At 56.7% G+C, this 16601-nt stretch carries 18 protein-coding genes and 2 tRNA genes; 16 read left to right on the top strand and 4 right to left on the bottom strand.

The annotated features are described in order from the left end of the window. Positions 1-25 precede the first annotated feature (25 nt). Positions 26-2233, bottom strand: coding sequence for an excinuclease ABC subunit UvrB (gene uvrB, locus VOY09_RS05495; RefSeq protein ID WP_322893396.1), 2208 nt, complete (start codon positions 2231-2233; stop codon positions 26-28). 100 nt (positions 2234-2333) lie between these two features. On the opposite strand from uvrB, the gene VOY09_RS05490 reads away from it, so the two are divergent. The 3 genes from VOY09_RS05490 (at position 2334) to VOY09_RS05480 (ending at position 4877) form a co-directional block, all read left to right on the top strand. Then, on the top strand, positions 2334-3563 hold the full coding sequence (locus VOY09_RS05490; RefSeq protein WP_322893395.1) for an aminopeptidase: 1230 nt from the start codon (positions 2334-2336) through the stop codon (positions 3561-3563). A gap of 74 nt (positions 3564-3637) precedes the next feature. Further along, positions 3638-3949: an ETC complex I subunit gene (locus VOY09_RS05485; RefSeq protein ID WP_322893394.1), complete on the top strand. Its 312-nt coding sequence runs from the start codon at positions 3638-3640 to the stop codon at positions 3947-3949. Positions 3950-3953: 4 nt separating this feature from the next. Then, positions 3954-4877 (top strand): MYG1 family protein, encoded by a 924-nt coding sequence (locus VOY09_RS05480; RefSeq protein ID WP_322893393.1) that lies wholly within the window; start codon positions 3954-3956, stop codon positions 4875-4877. Positions 4878-5014: 137 nt separating this feature from the next. Here the strand turns inward: VOY09_RS05480 and VOY09_RS05475 are convergent. Next, a tRNA-Thr gene (locus VOY09_RS05475) sits at positions 5015-5089 on the bottom strand. 87 nt (positions 5090-5176) lie between these two features. Here VOY09_RS05475 and VOY09_RS05470 point away from each other — a divergent pair. From VOY09_RS05470 to VOY09_RS05420, 11 genes are all read left to right on the top strand, one after another. Then, a complete protein-coding gene (locus VOY09_RS05470) occupies positions 5177-5326 on the top strand; it encodes a hypothetical protein (protein ID WP_322893392.1) in 150 nt (49 codons plus the stop codon). 6 nt (positions 5327-5332) lie between these two features. Beyond that, positions 5333-6598 (top strand): UDP-N-acetylglucosamine 1-carboxyvinyltransferase, encoded by a 1266-nt coding sequence (gene murA / locus VOY09_RS05465; protein WP_322893391.1) that lies wholly within the window; start codon positions 5333-5335, stop codon positions 6596-6598. Beyond that, the gene (locus VOY09_RS05460) at positions 6595-7056 is read left to right on the top strand and encodes a DUF2948 family protein (protein WP_322893390.1); all 462 of its coding nucleotides are present in this window, start codon (positions 6595-6597) and stop codon (positions 7054-7056) included. Before murA ends, VOY09_RS05460 begins: the two co-directional genes overlap by 4 nt. Before the next feature lie 56 nt (positions 7057-7112). Beyond that, a complete protein-coding gene (gene hisD, locus VOY09_RS05455) occupies positions 7113-8420 on the top strand; it encodes a histidinol dehydrogenase (protein WP_322893389.1) in 1308 nt (435 codons plus the stop codon). Between the two features lies 1 nt (position 8421). Next, on the top strand, positions 8422-8901 hold the full coding sequence (locus tag VOY09_RS05450) for a UPF0262 family protein (RefSeq protein ID WP_322893388.1): 480 nt from the start codon (positions 8422-8424) through the stop codon (positions 8899-8901). Further along, positions 8891-9385, top strand: coding sequence for a low molecular weight phosphatase family protein (locus VOY09_RS05445; protein WP_322893387.1), 495 nt, complete (start codon positions 8891-8893; stop codon positions 9383-9385). Before VOY09_RS05450 ends, VOY09_RS05445 begins: the two co-directional genes overlap by 11 nt. 106 nt (positions 9386-9491) lie before the next feature. Further along, positions 9492-9710: a translation initiation factor IF-1 gene (infA, locus tag VOY09_RS05440; RefSeq protein ID WP_007205486.1), complete on the top strand. Its 219-nt coding sequence runs from the start codon at positions 9492-9494 to the stop codon at positions 9708-9710. Positions 9711-9793: 83 nt separating this feature from the next. Continuing rightward, entirely contained in the window at positions 9794-10399 is a 606-nt protein-coding gene (locus VOY09_RS05435) for a nucleoside triphosphate pyrophosphatase (RefSeq protein WP_322893386.1), read from the top strand. Next, positions 10396-11430, top strand: coding sequence for a ribonuclease E/G (locus tag VOY09_RS05430; protein WP_322893385.1), 1035 nt, complete (start codon positions 10396-10398; stop codon positions 11428-11430). The genes VOY09_RS05435 and VOY09_RS05430 overlap by 4 nt, the downstream gene beginning before the upstream one ends. Then, positions 11430-11612, top strand: a complete 183-nt coding sequence (locus tag VOY09_RS05425; protein WP_322893384.1) for a DNA gyrase inhibitor YacG — start codon at positions 11430-11432, stop codon at positions 11610-11612. Before VOY09_RS05430 ends, VOY09_RS05425 begins: the two co-directional genes overlap by 1 nt. A gap of 74 nt (positions 11613-11686) precedes the next feature. Then, positions 11687-11761: transfer RNA gene (locus VOY09_RS05420), tRNA-Phe, on the top strand. A 208-nt stretch (positions 11762-11969) separates the two neighbouring features. On the opposite strand, the gene VOY09_RS05415 is transcribed toward VOY09_RS05420, so the two are convergent. Continuing rightward, positions 11970-13118 (bottom strand): tyrosine-type recombinase/integrase, encoded by a 1149-nt coding sequence (locus VOY09_RS05415; RefSeq protein ID WP_322893383.1) that lies wholly within the window; start codon positions 13116-13118, stop codon positions 11970-11972. A gap of 307 nt (positions 13119-13425) precedes the next feature. Further along, a complete protein-coding gene (locus VOY09_RS05410; protein ID WP_322893382.1) occupies positions 13426-14481 on the bottom strand; it encodes a hypothetical protein in 1056 nt (351 codons plus the stop codon). 217 nt (positions 14482-14698) lie between these two features. On the opposite strand from VOY09_RS05410, the gene VOY09_RS05405 reads away from it, so the two are divergent. Together VOY09_RS05405 and VOY09_RS05400 are read left to right on the top strand one after the other, a co-directional pair. Further along, entirely contained in the window at positions 14699-15685 is a 987-nt protein-coding gene (locus VOY09_RS05405; RefSeq protein ID WP_322893381.1) for a DUF4339 domain-containing protein, read from the top strand. A gap of 258 nt (positions 15686-15943) precedes the next feature. After that, the gene (locus tag VOY09_RS05400) at positions 15944-16249 is read left to right on the top strand and encodes a hypothetical protein (protein ID WP_322893380.1); all 306 of its coding nucleotides are present in this window, start codon (positions 15944-15946) and stop codon (positions 16247-16249) included. The last annotated feature ends 352 nt before the right edge of the window (positions 16250-16601 follow it).

Here is a 16601-nt window from a genome sequence, read left to right as displayed (position 1 = left end):
GTGCGGTGCGCATGAATGCGTACCATCATTTCTTCCCACCATACCGGCTTTTCCCGCCGCGCATCCCGCCACGTCCACCCGTGCTGCGCCCAGACGCGCGGGAGGCGTCGTCAACCGCCTTGTCTACCGCCTGTTGCCGCGCCAGCGGATCATCGGCTATGGCGAGTTCCACCGCTTCCAGCCGTTTCAACTCATCGCGCAACCGCGCGGCCTCTTCGAATTCAAGGTTCTCGGCGGCTTTGCGCATATCGGTGCGGATACCGTCGATGACAGTCTGGATATTGCCACCACCGCGACCTTTGTCGATCTTGGCGGTGACGCGGTTCATATCCACGTCGCCCTTGTAAAGGCCCGCCAGAATATCCTCGACATTCTTTTTCACCGTCGTCGGCGTGATCCCATGTTCTTCGTTATAGGCAAGTTGCTTGGTCCGCCGGCGTTCGGTTTCGTTCATCGCGCGTTCCATGCTGCCGGTGATCCGGTCGGCATACATGATCACCCGACCTTCGGCATTCCGCGCCGCCCGCCCGATGGTCTGGACAAGCGAGGTTTCTGACCGCAGGAAGCCTTCCTTATCCGCGTCAAGAATGGCGACCAGCCCACATTCGGGAATGTCGAGGCCTTCGCGCAGCAGGTTGATCCCGATCAGCACGTCAAAGGCGCCCAAACGCAAATCGCGCAGGATTTCGATCCGTTCAATCGTGTCGATATCGCTGTGCATATAGCGCACGCGGATGCCCTGTTCATGCATATATTCGGTCAGGTCTTCGGACATGCGTTTGGTCAGCGTCGTCACAAGCGTGCGATAGCCAGCGGCAGCGACCTTGCGGACCTCATCCAGCAGATCATCGACCTGCGTCTCCACCGGGCGGATTTCGATCATCGGATCGATCAACCCGGTCGGGCGAATGATCTGTTCGGTGAAAACACCCCCCGTCTGTTCCATTTCCCAAGCCGCTGGCGTAGCCGACACAAACACCGATTGCGGGCGCATCGCGTCCCATTCCTCAAACTTCAGCGGGCGGTTGTCCATGCAGGACGGCAGTCGGAAGCCATGTTCGGCCAGCGTCATCTTGCGCCGAAAGTCACCCTTATACATGCCGCCGATCTGCGGCACGCTGACGTGACTTTCATCGGCGAAAACGATGGCGTTATCAGGGATGAATTCAAACAGGGTCGGCGGCGGTTCACCCGGCGCGCGGCCGGTCAGATAGCGGGAATAGTTTTCGATCCCGTTGCAGACGCCTGTCGCCTCCAACATCTCCAGATCGAAATTGGTGCGTTGTTCAAGGCGCTGTGCTTCCAGCAGCTTGCCTTCGGCGACGAGTTGGTCAAGCCGCATCCGCAGCTCTTTCTTGATGCCGATAATGGCCTGCTGCATCGTCGGTTTCGGCGTGACGTAATGGGAATTTGCATAGATGCGGACCTTGTCGAACATGCCGGTTTTGGTGCCGGTCAGCGGATCGAATTCGGTGATGCTTTCCAATTCTTCACCAAAAAACGACAATTTCCACGCGCGATCATCAAGGTGGGCGGGCCACACCTCAAGACTATCGCCGCGCACCCGGAACGTGCCGCGCTGGAAGGCCGCATCATTGCGCCGGTATTGCTGCGCGATCAGATCGGCGATGATCTGGCGCTGGTCATAGGATTGGCCCGCATGAATATCCTGCGTCATGGCACCGTAAGTTTCGACCGACCCGATACCATAGATGCAGGACACCGAGGCGACGATGATCACATCATCGCGTTCCAACAAAGCGCGGGTGGCCGAATGGCGCATCCGGTCGATCTGTTCGTTGATCTGCGATTCCTTTTCAATATAGGTATCGGACCGGGCGACATAGGCTTCTGGCTGATAGTAATCATAATAGCTAACAAAATATTCGACCGCATTGTCGGGAAAGAATCCCTTGAATTCGCCATATAATTGCGCGGCCAAGGTCTTGTTCGGGGCAAGGATGATCGCCGGGCGCTGGGTCTGTTCGATCATCTTGGCCATGGTAAATGTCTTGCCGGTGCCGGTCGCACCCAGCAGGACCTGATCGCGTTCACCCGCCAGAATCCCGGCGCTGAGTTCGGCAATCGCGGTGGGCTGGTCGCCTGCCGGTTCAAATTCAGTCTTCAGCACGAATCTTTTGCCGCCTTCCATCTTGTCGCGCGTGCGCACATCCGGGGCGGGATTGGACAGGAACTGCGGTGCGGGCGACTTGTCAGTCTGGGCATAGGCCATGGCGGGGATTCCTTTGGTTAACCCATAGTTGTTGTCTTTGGTCACTGGATCAAGGGCCGCCACTGGCCTAAGGTCGCGTCAAACGCAAAAGAGGTAAGTTATGTCCATTGATCCCGTGAAACTCGACCGCTTGGCCGAAGTCGCCGTGCGCACCGGCGTGAACCTGCAAAAGGGGCAGGATCTGGTGATTACCGCACCTTTGTCCGCGATTGATCTGGTCCGCGCAATCACTGTGCATGCCTATAAGGCGGGCGCGGGCATCGTGATGCCATTCTTTACGGATGAGGCGATCACCTTGGCGCGTTATGAAAACGCCGAGGATGCCAGTTTCGACCGCGCGCCGGCATGGTTCTACGAAGGTTTGGCCGCAGCCTATAAAGGCGGCGCCGCGCGCATGGCGATCACCGGCGACGACCCGATGCTGCTGGCAGACCAAGACCCTGCGAGGGTCGCGCGTCTGTCCAAGGCCACATCCATCGCCGCCAAACCCGCCATGGCCCCGATTGTCGGGTTCGAGGTGAATTGGAACATCGTCGCCTTCCCCGGTGCCGGTTGGGCAGCGCGCGTGTTCCCCGACCTGCCGGTGGAAGAAGCCCAAGGCAAGCTGATGGATGCGATCTATGCCGCCTCGCGTCTGGACGGCGATGATCCGGTGGCGAATTGGGCAGATCACACGACAGAACTGAAAAAGCGGGTGAAATGGCTGAACGATCATGATTTCGCGGCGCTGAAATATACCGGCCCCGGCACCGACCTGACTTTGGGTCTGGCCGATGGGCATATCTGGAAAGGCGGCGCATCACCCGCGCTCAACGGCGTGGTCTGCCAGCCGAATATCCCGACTGAAGAGGTGTTCACCTGCCCGCATGCCTATAAGGTCGACGGCACGGTATCGGCGACCAAACCTTTGGCGCATCAGGGCAATGTCATCGAAAACATCAAGGTCCGGTTTGAGGCGGGGCGGATTGTCGAAGCCTCCGCCACCAAGGGCGAGGCGGTACTGAAATCCCTGCTGCAAACAGATGATGGCGCTTGCCGGATTGGTGAGGTGGCGCTGGTCCCGCATTCCAGCCCGATCAGCCAATCCGGGGTCTTGTTCTACAACACGCTCTTTGACGAAAACGCCTCCTGCCATATCGCGCTGGGGCAATGCTATGCCGATACAATCACCGGCGGGTCGGAATATTCAGCCGATGAATTGCAGCAAAAGGGCGGCAACCAAAGCCTGATCCATGTCGACTGGATGATCGGGTCGGACCGCGTCGATATCGACGGCATCACTAAAACAGGCGAGATCGTGCCTGTGATGCGGCAAGGCGAATGGGCCTGATGCGACATAGGCAGGGCTTGCGAAATCCCCGTCTTTTGCGCATATGAAGATTACAGACGAAAGGGCCAGAAAAGATGCGCGCACGAATCTATAAGCCAGCCAGAACCGCCATGTCATCCGGCACGGCGAAAACCCATGATTGGGTGCTGGAGCATGTGGCCGAAAGTGCGCGCGCGATTGATCCGCTGATGGGCTGGACCTCATCGTCAGATACACAAGCGCAGGTGCGGATGCATTTCGACAGCAAAGAAGCCGCACTCGATTATGCCCGCCACCACGGCATCGACGCGGTGGTTCAGGAACCAAAGCCGCGCAAGGTCAACATCCGCCCCGGCGGCTATGGCGAAAATTTCGCGACCAACCGGCGTGGGGTGTGGACGCATTAAGGCATTGTCTGTCACCCATCTGGTCACCCATTCCGGCGGCTTTCACGCGGATGAATTGCTGTCCTCGGTGATCCTGACCCGTCTGTTCCCGGATGCAAAGGTGATCCGGTCGCGCGACGCGGCATGGATCACGCCGGGCGACGGCAAAATCATCTATGACGTGGGACGGGATTACACCGCAGATGCCGGGATCTTTGATCACCATCAACGGCCAAACCCGCTGCGCGATGACGGTCAGCCCTACAGTTCATTCGGGCTGATCTGGCATCATTTCGGCCATGATTATCTACGCGCCATGGCCGTTCCAGAAGATGATCTTGACGCAATTCATCACAGCTTTGACCAGGGCTTTGTTCTGCCGGTTGACCTGATCGACAATGGCGCTTTGGAACCTTCGGTTGCAGGTCCGCTTGGTGGCCTGACCCTGCCCGTCCTGCTGGAATCGCTCAAACCAGAATTTGACGCGCGCGGCGCAGATGTCGACGACGCCGCCTTCATGGCGGCCCTGCCCATAGCGCGGGCCTTCGTTGAAGCATCAATCAGAGGCAAAGCAGCCAAAGCCCGCGCAGCAGCAGTGGTGACCACCGCGATCACGGCAGCAGGCCCATCGCCGATCCTGGAATTGCCCATGGGCATGCCGTTCCGCTCTGCTGTGGAAAAGACCGGCGCGGATCATCTGCTCTTCGTCATCCACCCACGCGATGACGATTGGGCCCTGACCGCGATCCGAAAAAGCGGCGACAGTTTTGAAAACCGCGCCGACCTGCCAGCAGCCTGGGCTGGCCTGACCGATGCGGCACTTGAACAGGCATCGGGCGTGTCAGGTGCCAAATTCTGCCATAATGGTCGCTTTATCGCGGTGGCGACAACGCGGGACGCGGCCTTGAAAATGGCGGAACTGGCCGTGGCTGACGTGACGGGCGGCTAGGGCAAGCCCCGCTGCCCTAGATCTCCAGAAAACCGCTGGTCGCACGAACGGTAGAATGCGGAACCTTGCGTGCAAAAACCTGTCGCAAGCCGGGCGCAACGCGTTGATGAATCAAACCACGCAATTATCGTAAAAGATGGTGCTGTGAGAGAGGATTGAACTCTCGACCTCACCCTTACCAAGGGTGTGCTCTGCCACTGAGCTACCACAGCATCCGTGAGGCGGGGGATTAGCGGCAATCGCGGGTCGGTGCAAGCCCTCTCTGGACGGTTTTTGCGCCGTTTGCTAACACAGTCGTCATGGACAACAAAAACGATAAGCCGCAACCTGCCAAGCCTGCCACGACCCGTGAACAGCGGTTGAAAGCCGCGCTCAAGGCCAATATGGCCAAACGCAAGGCACAGGCGCGCGCAAAGGCCGCGGCAGCGGGCAGCAAACAGGAAGAATAAAGCAGCATGGATTCAATTTTGGTCAAAGGCGGCACCAAGCTGCATGGGAAGATTCAGATTGCCGGGGCCAAGAATGCCGCCCTTGCGTTGATGCCCGCGACATTGCTGTCCGAGGAACCGCTGACCCTGACCAATGCGCCGCGCCTGTCGGATATCAAGACGATGACGGCGCTGTTGCAATCGCTGGGGGTGGAAGTCACGTCCATGCAGGATGGCAAGGTGCAGGTGCTGTCCTCGCATGCGATGACCTCCACCCGCGCGGATTATGAGATTGTGCGCAAAATGCGCGCCTCCAATCTGGTGCTGGGGCCACTGCTGGCGCGGCATCATCAGGCGATTGTGTCTTTGCCCGGTGGCTGTGCGATTGGCGCGCGGCCGATGGATATTCACGTGACTGCCTTGGAAACGATGGGTGCCACGATTGAACTCAAGGACGGCTATCTGCATGCCACCGCCAAAGGCGGGCTGAAAGGCGCACGTGTCGCGCTGCGCTTTGCCTCTGTCGGCGCGACCGAGAATGTGTTGATGGCCGCGACTTTGGCCAAAGGCACCACGATCATCGAAAACGCCGCGCGCGAACCGGAGATTGTCGATCTTGCCCAATGTCTGCGCCGCATGGGCGCGCAGATCGAGGGTGAAGGCACCAGCACGATCACGATTGACGGGGTGGACCGGCTGGGTGCGGCGACCCATCCGGTGGTCACGGACCGGATCGAGCTCGGCACTTATATGCTGGCCCCGGTCTTTGCCGGGGGCGAAGTCGAATGTCTGGGGGGCCGGATGGATCTGGTCGCTAGTTTTGCCGAAAAACTGGCCGAGGCGGGTGTCGATGTGTCGGAGACGCCGGACGGTATTTTGGTCAAACGCAACGGCAGCCGCGCGCGCGCCGTCAATGTCACCACGGCTGTCTTCCCCGGTTTCCCTACCGATCTGCAGGCGCAGATGATGGCGATGCTTTGCACGGCGGATGGCACATCGGTGCTGGAAGAAAAGATTTTCGAGAACCGCTTCATGCATGCCCCTGAACTGATCCGCATGGGCGCCAAGATCGAGGTGCAGGGTGGCACCGCAACAGTGACTGGCGTTGACCGCCTCAAAGGCGCGCCGGTGATGGCGACGGATCTGCGCGCGTCGGTCTCGCTGATCCTTGCCGGGCTGGCGGCCGAAGGGGAAACGCTGGTCAGCCGCGTCTATCACCTTGATCGCGGTTATGAGCACGTCGAGGAAAAGCTGCGCGCCGTGGGTGCGAATATCGAACGGGTTTCGTCATGACACAAGACGCCAGCTTCAAGGACGGTGCCGACAAACCCCTGCGCCTGCGCGCGCTGGATGCTGATGATCTGGCCGTGATCGCGGCAATCACGCAGGATGCGGTATTCCCGGTCGCTGAGATGCGCTGGGACCGCAAGGCGCGCCGCTTTGCGCTGCTGGTGAACCGGTTCCGTTGGGAAGATGGCCAGCAAAGCGCCGAACGCGTGCAATCCGTGCTGGCGTTTGAGGATGTGATGGCCGTGCAGACCCAAGGCATCGACAAGGCGGATAAAGATCTGGTCTGTTCGCTGCTGTCGATCTCTTTCGCCCCCGCTGCCGAAGGCGCAGGCCGCATCGAACTGGTGCTGGCGGGCGACGGTGCCGTGGCACTAGAAGTCGAAGCGCTGGAAGTTTTGCTTCGCGATGTGACCCGCCCCTATGCCGCCCCGTCTGGCAAGGCACCACGTCACCCTGACTGACACCATTGAAGCGGCGCGGTGACCCCGCTATGTCCCTTGCGATAAAGGAGACATCCATGCCGCAATTCCTGTCCACGAGTGATTCCGATTTTGAGGCCCGCTTTACCGCCCTGCTGGGGGCCAAACGCGAAGACAGCCCCGATGTGGATCATATCGTGGCCGAAATCATCGCCGATGTGCGTACGCGCGGCGATGCGGCTGTGATTGAGCTGACATCCCGCTTTGACCGGCTGGATCTGACGCCCGACACATTGCGCTTCACCCCCGAAGAAATCGCCGCCGAATGCGCGCTGGTGTCGGATGAAGACCACGCCGCGCTGGAAATGGCCGCCGACCGTATCCGCGCCTATCACAGCCGCCAGATGCCGGACGACGCAAGCTGGACGGATGAAACGGGTGCCACACTCGGCTGGCGCTGGACGCCGGTATCGGCGGCGGGGCTTTATGTGCCCGGCGGGTTAGCCAGCTATCCGTCATCGGTGCTGATGAATGCGATCCCGGCCAAGGTGGCGGGTGTGCAACGTCTGGCCATCGTCGTGCCGACACCGGATGGCGTGACCAATCCGCTGGTCCTGATGGCCGCACAGATCGCGGGTGTGGATGAAATCTACCGCATCGGCGGCGCGCAGGCGATTGCGGCGCTGGCCTATGGCACCCAGACGATTCCGCCGGTGGATAAGATTACCGGCCCCGGCAACGCCTTTGTCGCCGCCGCGAAACGGCGGGTATTCGGCAAGGTCGGGATTGATATGATCGCCGGGCCATCGGAGATTTTGGTGATCGCGGATAAGGATAATGACCCCGACTGGATCGCGCTGGACCTGCTGTCGCAGGCCGAACATGACGAAAGCGCGCAATCCTTGCTGATCACCGATGATGCCGATTTCGGGCGCAAAGTGGCGGAGGCCGTCGACAAGCGCCTGCAAACGCTGGAACGCCGCGCGATTGCGGGGGCAAGCTGGCGTGATTTCGGCGCGATCATCACGGTCCGGGATTTGGATGAGGCTGTCACCCTCTCCGACCGGATCGCGCCGGAACATCTGGAACTTTGCACGGCCGATGCTGACACACTCGCCACAAAAATCACCCATGCCGGTGCGATCTTCATTGGCAGTTGGACACCGGAAGCAATCGGTGACTACATTGGCGGGCCGAACCATGTGCTGCCCACAGCCCGGTCGGCGCGTTTTTCCAGTGGGTTATCAGTGATGGACTTTATCAAACGCACCACCTTGTCACGCATGACACCCGAGGCGCTGGCCGCCATTGGCCCGGCAGCCGAACGGCTGGCACGTTCGGAAAGCTTGCAGGCGCATGGATTATCCGTGCGCGCAAGGCTCGACCGGCTGAACCGGGGGGAATAGGATGCCGCGCATCATCAATATCATCCTCGACGACAGCGGCCTGCCCGCGCCGACACCAGAGATCGATCAGGAGCGCAAAGTCGCCCTGTTCGATCTGCTGGAAAACAACAGCTTTGCCATGCCCCCCCGCGACGACCGCGAGGTGCCGCCCGGCCCCTATCAGTTGGGTCTGTCGATCCGCGAAAAGCGGCTGGTCTTCGATATCCAGCAAGAGGATGGCAGCCCGGCAGGCGCCTTCCATCTGTCGCTTGGCCCGTTCCGGCAGGTTGTGAAGGATTATTTCCAGATCTGCGAAAGCTATTTCGACGCGGTCAAAACCCTGCCCCCCAGCCAGATCGAAACCATCGATATGGCACGGCGCGGCATCCATAACGAAGGCGCGCGGGTCTTGCAGGAACGGCTGGACGGCAAGGCCGTGGTTGACAATGACACCGCGCGGCGGCTGTTCACCCTGATCTGCGTGCTGCATTTTGGGGGCTGATGTGCCGACAGACGCCACATTCGCCCCCCTGCCCCAATCGGTCCTATTTTGTTGCGACCATAATTCTGTCAGGTCCCCGATGGCCGAAGGGATTATGAAAAAACTCTACGGCACCCGCTGCTATGTCCAGTCGGTCGGCGTCAAGAACGACATGGAAATCGACGGTTTTGCCATCACCGTCTGTTCTGAGATCGGGGTAGAGGTATCACGACACCGCTCCCGCTCTTTCGATGAGATGGAACAATGGGGCGATGATCTGTCATCCTTCGATCTGGTGCTGGCCTTGTCCCCCGCCAGCCAGCGCCGGGCGCTTGATCTGACGCAGTTCTTTCACATGGATGTCGAATATTGGCCGATCCTTGACCCGACCGGCATGGGCGACAGCCGCGAAGCGCGGCTCGCGCTTTACAGACAGGCCCGTGACCAGATTTATGACCGGCTGGTGGCACGTTTTGGCCCGGCAATCAGTGACAGCGCACCCTAACGCGGCCCCCATTCGCCGCAGGGCCATATTTCCCCTTGAAAATCGCGGCGCAGAGGCGCATTTAGCAGCGGTCCGCAAACAGCGGATGAGATATACAGGAGATCACATGGCCAAGGAAGAACTGCTCGAATTCCCAGGTGTCGTGAAAGAACTGCTGCCAAACGCGACGTTTCGGGTCGAGCTGGAAAACGGCCATGAGATCATCGCGCATACGGCAGGCAAGATGCGCAAGAACCGCATCCGGGTTCTGGCAGGCGACAAGGTGCAGGTCGAAATGACCCCCTATGATTTGACCAAAGGTCGGATCAATTACCGCTTTAAGTAACGTGAAACCCAGTTTCACGCAGCAAGGGTAAGCGTTTTGCGAAAAGCGAAATGCGCCCCTTCCACGGTTACGGATGTTGCGCCATGACCACCCTGCCCCCGGACACCACGCTCAGACTGATCCTCGGCTCCGGCTCGCCCCGGCGACTGGAATTGTTGGCGCAGCTTGGTGTGGTGCCCGATGCCGTGCAGCCGCCCGATATTGACGAAGACGTCCGCAAGGCCGAATTGCCCCGCGATTACGTCAAACGGATCGCGGCGGAAAAGCTGGCGGCGATCCCAGCGGATGACAATACCGTCGTGCTTTGTGCCGATACCACTGTGGCACTCGGGCGGCGGATCATGGGCAAGCCCAGTGATGCAGGCGAAGCGGCGGCATTTCTTTACGCCCTGTCCGGGCGGCGGCATAAGGTCATCACCGCCATCGCTGTGAAACGCGGCACCAAGACATGGCTGCGCGATGTGCAAAGCACGGTGGCCTTCAAACAACTCTCGGATGCCGAAGTGAACGCCTATCTGGCCAGCAATGACTGGCAGGGCAAGGCGGGCGGCTACGCGATCCAGGGGCCTGCCGGTGCATTCATCCCGTGGATCAACGGCTCCTACACCGGCATCGTCGGCCTGCCATTGACCGAAACCGCAGGGCTTTTGACCGCCGCCGGTTACCCGCTTTACAAGGATATCCCATGAAGGGCCGCAGCATCATCCTCGACCATATCAACGGGCTGGAAGCCGCGGCCTATCTGGTCGATGGCCAGTTGGACGATCTGCTGATCGACCAGCCCGATGCGCCCCGCCCCGGCGCGATCTACCGTGCGATCTGCGACCGCCCGATCAAGGGCCAAGGCGGCATGATGCTGCGCCTTCCCGAAGGCGGCACAGCGTTTCTGCGGGCGGGCAAGGGCCTGCGCCAAGGCCAGCCTCTGCTGGTGCAGGTGACAGGCTTTGCCGAAGGGGCCAAGGCCGTACCAGTCACCGACCGCGTGCTGTTCAAAAGCCGCTATGCCATCATCACACCGGGCAAGCCCGGCCTGAACATCTCGCGCCAGATCGTGGATGAGGATATCCGCGACACTCTGCTGGCCATCGCGCATGAGGTGCATGAAGGCGACCATGGTCTGATCCTGCGATCATCCTGCGAAGATGCCGATCCGGCCGAGATTGCCGATGACATCACCGCCATGCTGGACCTTGCCGAAACTGTGCTGGCCGATGCCACCGGCGACCAGCCAGAAGCATTGACCGAAGGCGACAGCCCGCATGTATTGGCCTGGCGCGACTGGACCGGCGCGAGCGAGATTGTGACCGAACCGGGCGGTTTCGCCGCGCGCGGCGTGCTGGATCAGATCGCAGCTCTTGGGCACGCCCTGGTGCCACTGGGCGAAGGCCAGATGTATGTCGAACCAACCCGCGCGCTGATCGCTGTCGATGTGAACACCGGCAGCGACACCTCGCCTGCTGCCGCACTCAAGGCCAATCTGGCCGCCGCCCGCGCCCTGCCCCGTGCGCTGCGGCTGCGGGGTCTTGGTGGGCAGATCAGCGTTGATTTCGTCTCAATCTCCAAGGCGCATCGCAAACAGGTCGAACAATCGCTTCGCGCGTCGTTCAAGAACGATCCGGTCGAAACATCGCTGGTTGGCTGGACGCCGATGGGCCTGTTCGAACTGCAACGCAAACGCGAACGGCTGCCCCTGCCCACCGATCTGCTGAGGCGTCTGTAATGGCCTGCCCGATCTGCGACCGGCCGACAGATAAAGCCTTTCGCCCGTTCTGTTCCAAACGCTGCGCCGATGTCGATCTGGGCAAATGGCTGACCGGCAGCTACGCCATTCCTGCCGGGCAAGACGATGCCGAAGACGGCGAAACCGACCCTATCCAAGATGATGACGGGAAACGACATTAACCCTGATTTCCCTCTGGACACCCGCGCGGGCTGCGTCTAGAACGCCGCTACCCGATGGAAATATCCATCCCGGTGCCCGGGTAGCTCAGGGGTAGAGCAGTGGATTGAAAATCCTCGTGTCGGTGGTTCGATTCCGCCCCTGGGCACCATAAAAACATTATAAATCAGTTACTTAGCTTTTAGGTAGAGATAAGTTTATGTATATTTTCGTACCGCTGTGCATATTTGGTGCTTTCGACCGAACGTGCATGGCTACGGTCAGGGTACGTTCTACAGTGTCGCCACGCTTACAGCCCGCACGGAACAAAAAAGGCACCCGATGATGGGGTGCCTCAAACTGGTGAAATTGGTGCCGGTTTAGCAAGATGAAGAATCAGCGACAACATTTCGTCCCCTACGCGTACGCACGTCAGAAACAGCCTTCGTGCCTTTCATATGAGCATAGTATGAGACCATCTTGGCGGTCTTGTGGCCGGTGAAGTGCATCACCAAATCATTTGGGCAGCCCTCCGCTACCAACTCTGAAACACAAGTATGCCGCATGAAATGTGGCGTGTAGGTTTCCGGAACCCCTGCAGCTTTGCATACGCGGCTGAAAGCCTTGTGCATCCTGTCAATCCGTCCAGTGGTGCTCTTTTTTGATGCGAAAACGAAACCGTGTTCGGCCCCTGTTCGCAGCTTCAGTTTTGAAAGCTCTTCCATAATCAGTTCCGTTGTGGCCTGCTCCCTTGCCCCAGTTTTCGTCTGGGGCATCCAGATGTTCCCCGTTTCCCAATCAATGTTTTCCCAGCGTATGTTCAGAATTTCTGTGTGCCGCATCCCAACACCGAAACCAATCACTAGGAACAGATAGATCAATGGGTTTTGGTCCGGTTCTTGAGCTGCTGCCAACATCGCTTTTTGATGATCTTCGGGAATGCGATATTTTCGTTTAGGTTCCTCAGTCAGGCTTTCTACTGAATATGGCTTTCGTTGCACCCAACTTTGACCAACGCCATACTTATAGAAAGCATCCAAGGATGCCTTGATGCGGTTGACCGTCGCTGGCTGAACACCCTTCTGCAAAACAGTTCCCAAGAAGTCTTGCATCTTATGGCTGTTAATTTGGCGGATTTTCAGATCGCCCAGCACAGGTAAGATGTGGTTCCGAAAGTGCCCCTCCTTAAACCGTGTATGCTTTGCGGTATAACGATGTAGGTAATCCATATACATTGGCACGGCTTCGTTTAGGGTCATATCGGATTCTACCCCGCCGTCACGCTTTAGTTCATGTTCGCGTTCCATCTTTGCCCGATATTCGGCTGCCACCCGAATAGCATCGGTAAAGTTAAGCTGTGTATTCTTACTAAGGCGATGCATGTAGCGTTCACCATCTATAGTGAAGCAGGCATAGAACGTAATTCCAGATTTGTTGCGTGCCGCCCGCAAATTACTGCCATAAGCTGATTGACCTATCGCAAGGTTTTTTATGTCTGTACTACTGAGCTTATTACTAGTCTTTCCCATATTTATTCCTTCTACTGTTTCGGGGCAGCATAAGCTAATTCAAGATGTTTGATGCATGCTTAGTCCGCCTTTCTGAAAAGCGGTCTTCGTAGATTTCTGTGCACCTGTCAAACCCCCTCCACGTATGGGAATGGAAAATATGTTGGTGCGGATTTTACGCATATATGCCAAAAGCTTGCGGGCAGTCCGGCTCGTCAATCGCGGTTAAGTTTTAATTAGTATCGACCAGGGATCAGATAGCGAAAATTTCGCTTTTAATTTCGTTCGTCTATTCTCCCAAACCGATTCGGTAATCAGCGGGTGCGGTTCAGAAATCATCCAGTTCGAAGATCGAAAGGTCACTGTCATCAACACCGGCACAGGATCTTTCTGCTCGACGGATAAGGTTATGGATGCTGCTGCCGTGATGGACCCCGAACCCGTTCAGATACCCACGCATTTCCGTGGTTAGTTCGGGGGCCACATCAGCGTTGTCCTTGCCCTTCAGATCACCGAACCGCCAGCCAGCTGGTGCATCATTCTTGATCTCAAGAACGGCAAAGGTGCCATCGGCCAGCCGTGCCCGGTAATACTGGCTCTGGTTATGATGGGCTTCGGTGATCCAGTTCGCCAAGCAATTCTTGAAATCTCGTGCAGCCTTCAACAGTTCGCGTGCTGTGCCCAGATGCTGGCTACGTTCGTTGTTCCGCAAGAACGGTGCTGGCAGTGGGGCTGTCTCATACAGGCCCACGATGAGCCGACCGGGCTTGGCACCGCCCTTCAACTGCCTGATCACATCGGCGGAAGGGGTGTCCCTACTGGTCAGCCGTGCGTATGCCACCATGAAGTTATCGTAGCCGCTGGGGCTGCCAAAGGCTTGGGCCACCTTCACACACCGCAGATCGTGGGGAAGGTCCAGCAGCAGCCGCACCAGATCATGGTTGATCCGCTTCACATTACACAGTGGCATAGCAAGATCGGGTCTGTCAGCCAACAGCTGGTGCAGATCACTGTAAAACTGTCGTGATGCAGCACGGTGGGGGAGTCGCTTCAGTAGGGCAAGGTAGCCTTTGGGACAGCTGCCGTAAGCATCGGTAATCAGCGTGTGGGATGCAAAGTGCAGCAAATTCTGCCTGATGGCGTCTCCCTGATCCGAAAGCAACCGCTTGGTGGGGATAGTAGCAAGGTAGGCGTTCCACACATGCCTTCGGGCAGGCTGGGTCAGCAGGTAGATGGCACCATAAGCACCCTGAAAGATGACCATAACCTTAGGGGCAAGTGCCCCTGCAAGCTCTTGCACCTGTCGAGGGAAGCTTCCTGCAATCTGGGCCGATTTCGCAAGTTCCAGTGCGTAAAAAACGGTCGTGCTACCCTGATGCCCCATCCAGATTCCACGCTTGTTCCTGTGAAGGCGGACTTGGGAAGGGGAAAGTGTGGTTTCAAGTCTTGGGGTGGCTATCCATAGGTCGAAATCCAACCAAAAGATAGAATTATAGACCGAATGAGCATTATTTCTGGTTCTGGTTTGGGAGCTACACTGGTGCAGTACCGAAAATAGGAACGCACACAGCACCGTTGTGGGCTAACGGTCCGGGGGATGGATGTCCGATCTAATACTGGTTAATTTTGTAAGGATGGTGCCGCTGGCAATAATTCTGATCTTCGTTTGGCTTCTTATACGGCATTTTAATAAGAATAAAAAGTTCGAACCTCTCACTCAGACCGAGATTGACAAACGAAGAAAGGATGAAGGGTTGCAAAGTCAAGAGAGTTTAAGATTTGAAACACCAGATACGTCATACTATTATATTGAAAATGGTCTCAAGGTCGGGCCTGTTCAAAAGGATGACCTTCAGAAACTGCACAAGCAAGGTGAAGTGTCGGATACAACATTAGTTTGGAACGAAGCGTTTGGGAGTAAATGGCGGGAACTTCACACAACAGAGCTGCTGTTGGACCCAAGCTCGCCGCCACCTATTCCGCTGAATGCAATCCCGCTTGGATGGCTCATCTTGTTGATCCTTGTGCCGATCTTGATGATTCCAGTTGAATTGTTCACACTCGAACAACGCCCCGATCTAGTAAGCGGGTTCTTTATCCTTTACTGGATAGTCAATGCCACGATTGCAACTAGAGACCAAAGGTTGATCAGTAATGCCGGAAGGGTAGAAAACGCAAAAGGTCTTATCTTCTGGGCATTGTTCCTGGTTCCTGTCTACATCTTCATGAGGGGGCGAAGGACAGGGTTAGGGCTTTGGCCTTTTGCAGGATGGATTGTGTCGTTTGTGGTGGGAACCACAGCAGTCAATTATCTTCCAAACTACGTCTACTTTGGTGCTGGCATACCGAGTTGTGATAGCACCATATCTCAAGCAATGATTAGGGAGATTTACCCTACCATTCCGTTTGTGATGGGCGGTCTAGTGGCACAAATTAATGGCATTCGCGAGGTAAGTTCGCAGGACACTTCAACGCGGCAGTGTTCGGCTACAGTTGTTGATGCACGGGGTGCCTCGCGAGCCATCACTTACAGCATTATTGAGGCTGGCGATGAATATTACTGGAACGTTGAACTCGCATGGCGATAGTGACCCCTTGAAGTGATGAGCAGTAGCTTGCCCTGAGTTCCGTTGCGGAATTCAGGGCTTTTTAATTAACTTATATCACCAGCACAAGACAAGGCTAAGCAATTGCAGACGCTTGCTGTGCATTCCGCAGTCACGCCAATGCAACCACTAACCGTCCGCTGAAGCCCACCCCTAAAAAACTCTTTCCGGCATCAAAAAATCATCTTGCCGTGGCAAGCATAAATAAAAATATGGCTGGTTGTAAAGGAGGTGAATTATTTGAATTTATTGGAACGAACTGCAAACACTCTGATTAGGGAAGGCGTTGTGGAGAGCTATCGGGAATTTTCCCGTAAGTTCTGCCGAAAGACTGAAAATTTCTACTATCGCCAGAAACACTTCAATCGTGACTTCTCGACAGACGCACTGATCAATTGCTTAAAGAATATTCGCAAGGCGAACATGCACTATGACCGATGGGCTGTAGTTTTTGAGTCCGAAAAAGATGCCCTTGCGGAATTAGATGATTTATTGACAAGAGAATTACGGCGTCGTCTTGGGTTAAAAATAGAATTTGAATTTTGATGCCGCCTCGCATCTCTTTCTTCTTGTGTAATAGCATTGGAAATGTTATTATTCCATCACTGAATCGGAATTATGCCGAAACAGTGAATCCCAAAATAATTTGAAGAAAAAAACACCGATCAGGGTTGGCCCGATTGGAAAGCTTCAAAGGAACAAGGAACAGCTTCAGCTGCTGGGCCTATGGAATTATATTGTCAAAATAACATAAATCATTGTGAAAACAAATGGAAACCATAATGCAACTATCAGAACATCAAATAAAACAAAACACATACACAAGAAGGAATATACAATATTGGCAACACAAAGTATAAAACATGTTCCAGAACATAAACATATAAATCACTTTTCA

Origin of the sequence: Yoonia sp. 67-2 (assembly GCF_035117555.1) — a bacterium.
Lineage (GTDB): Bacteria > Pseudomonadota > Alphaproteobacteria > Rhodobacterales > Rhodobacteraceae > Yoonia.
Note: the sequence above shows the minus strand (reverse complement) of the source record. Positions and strands in the feature narration are given on the sequence as shown.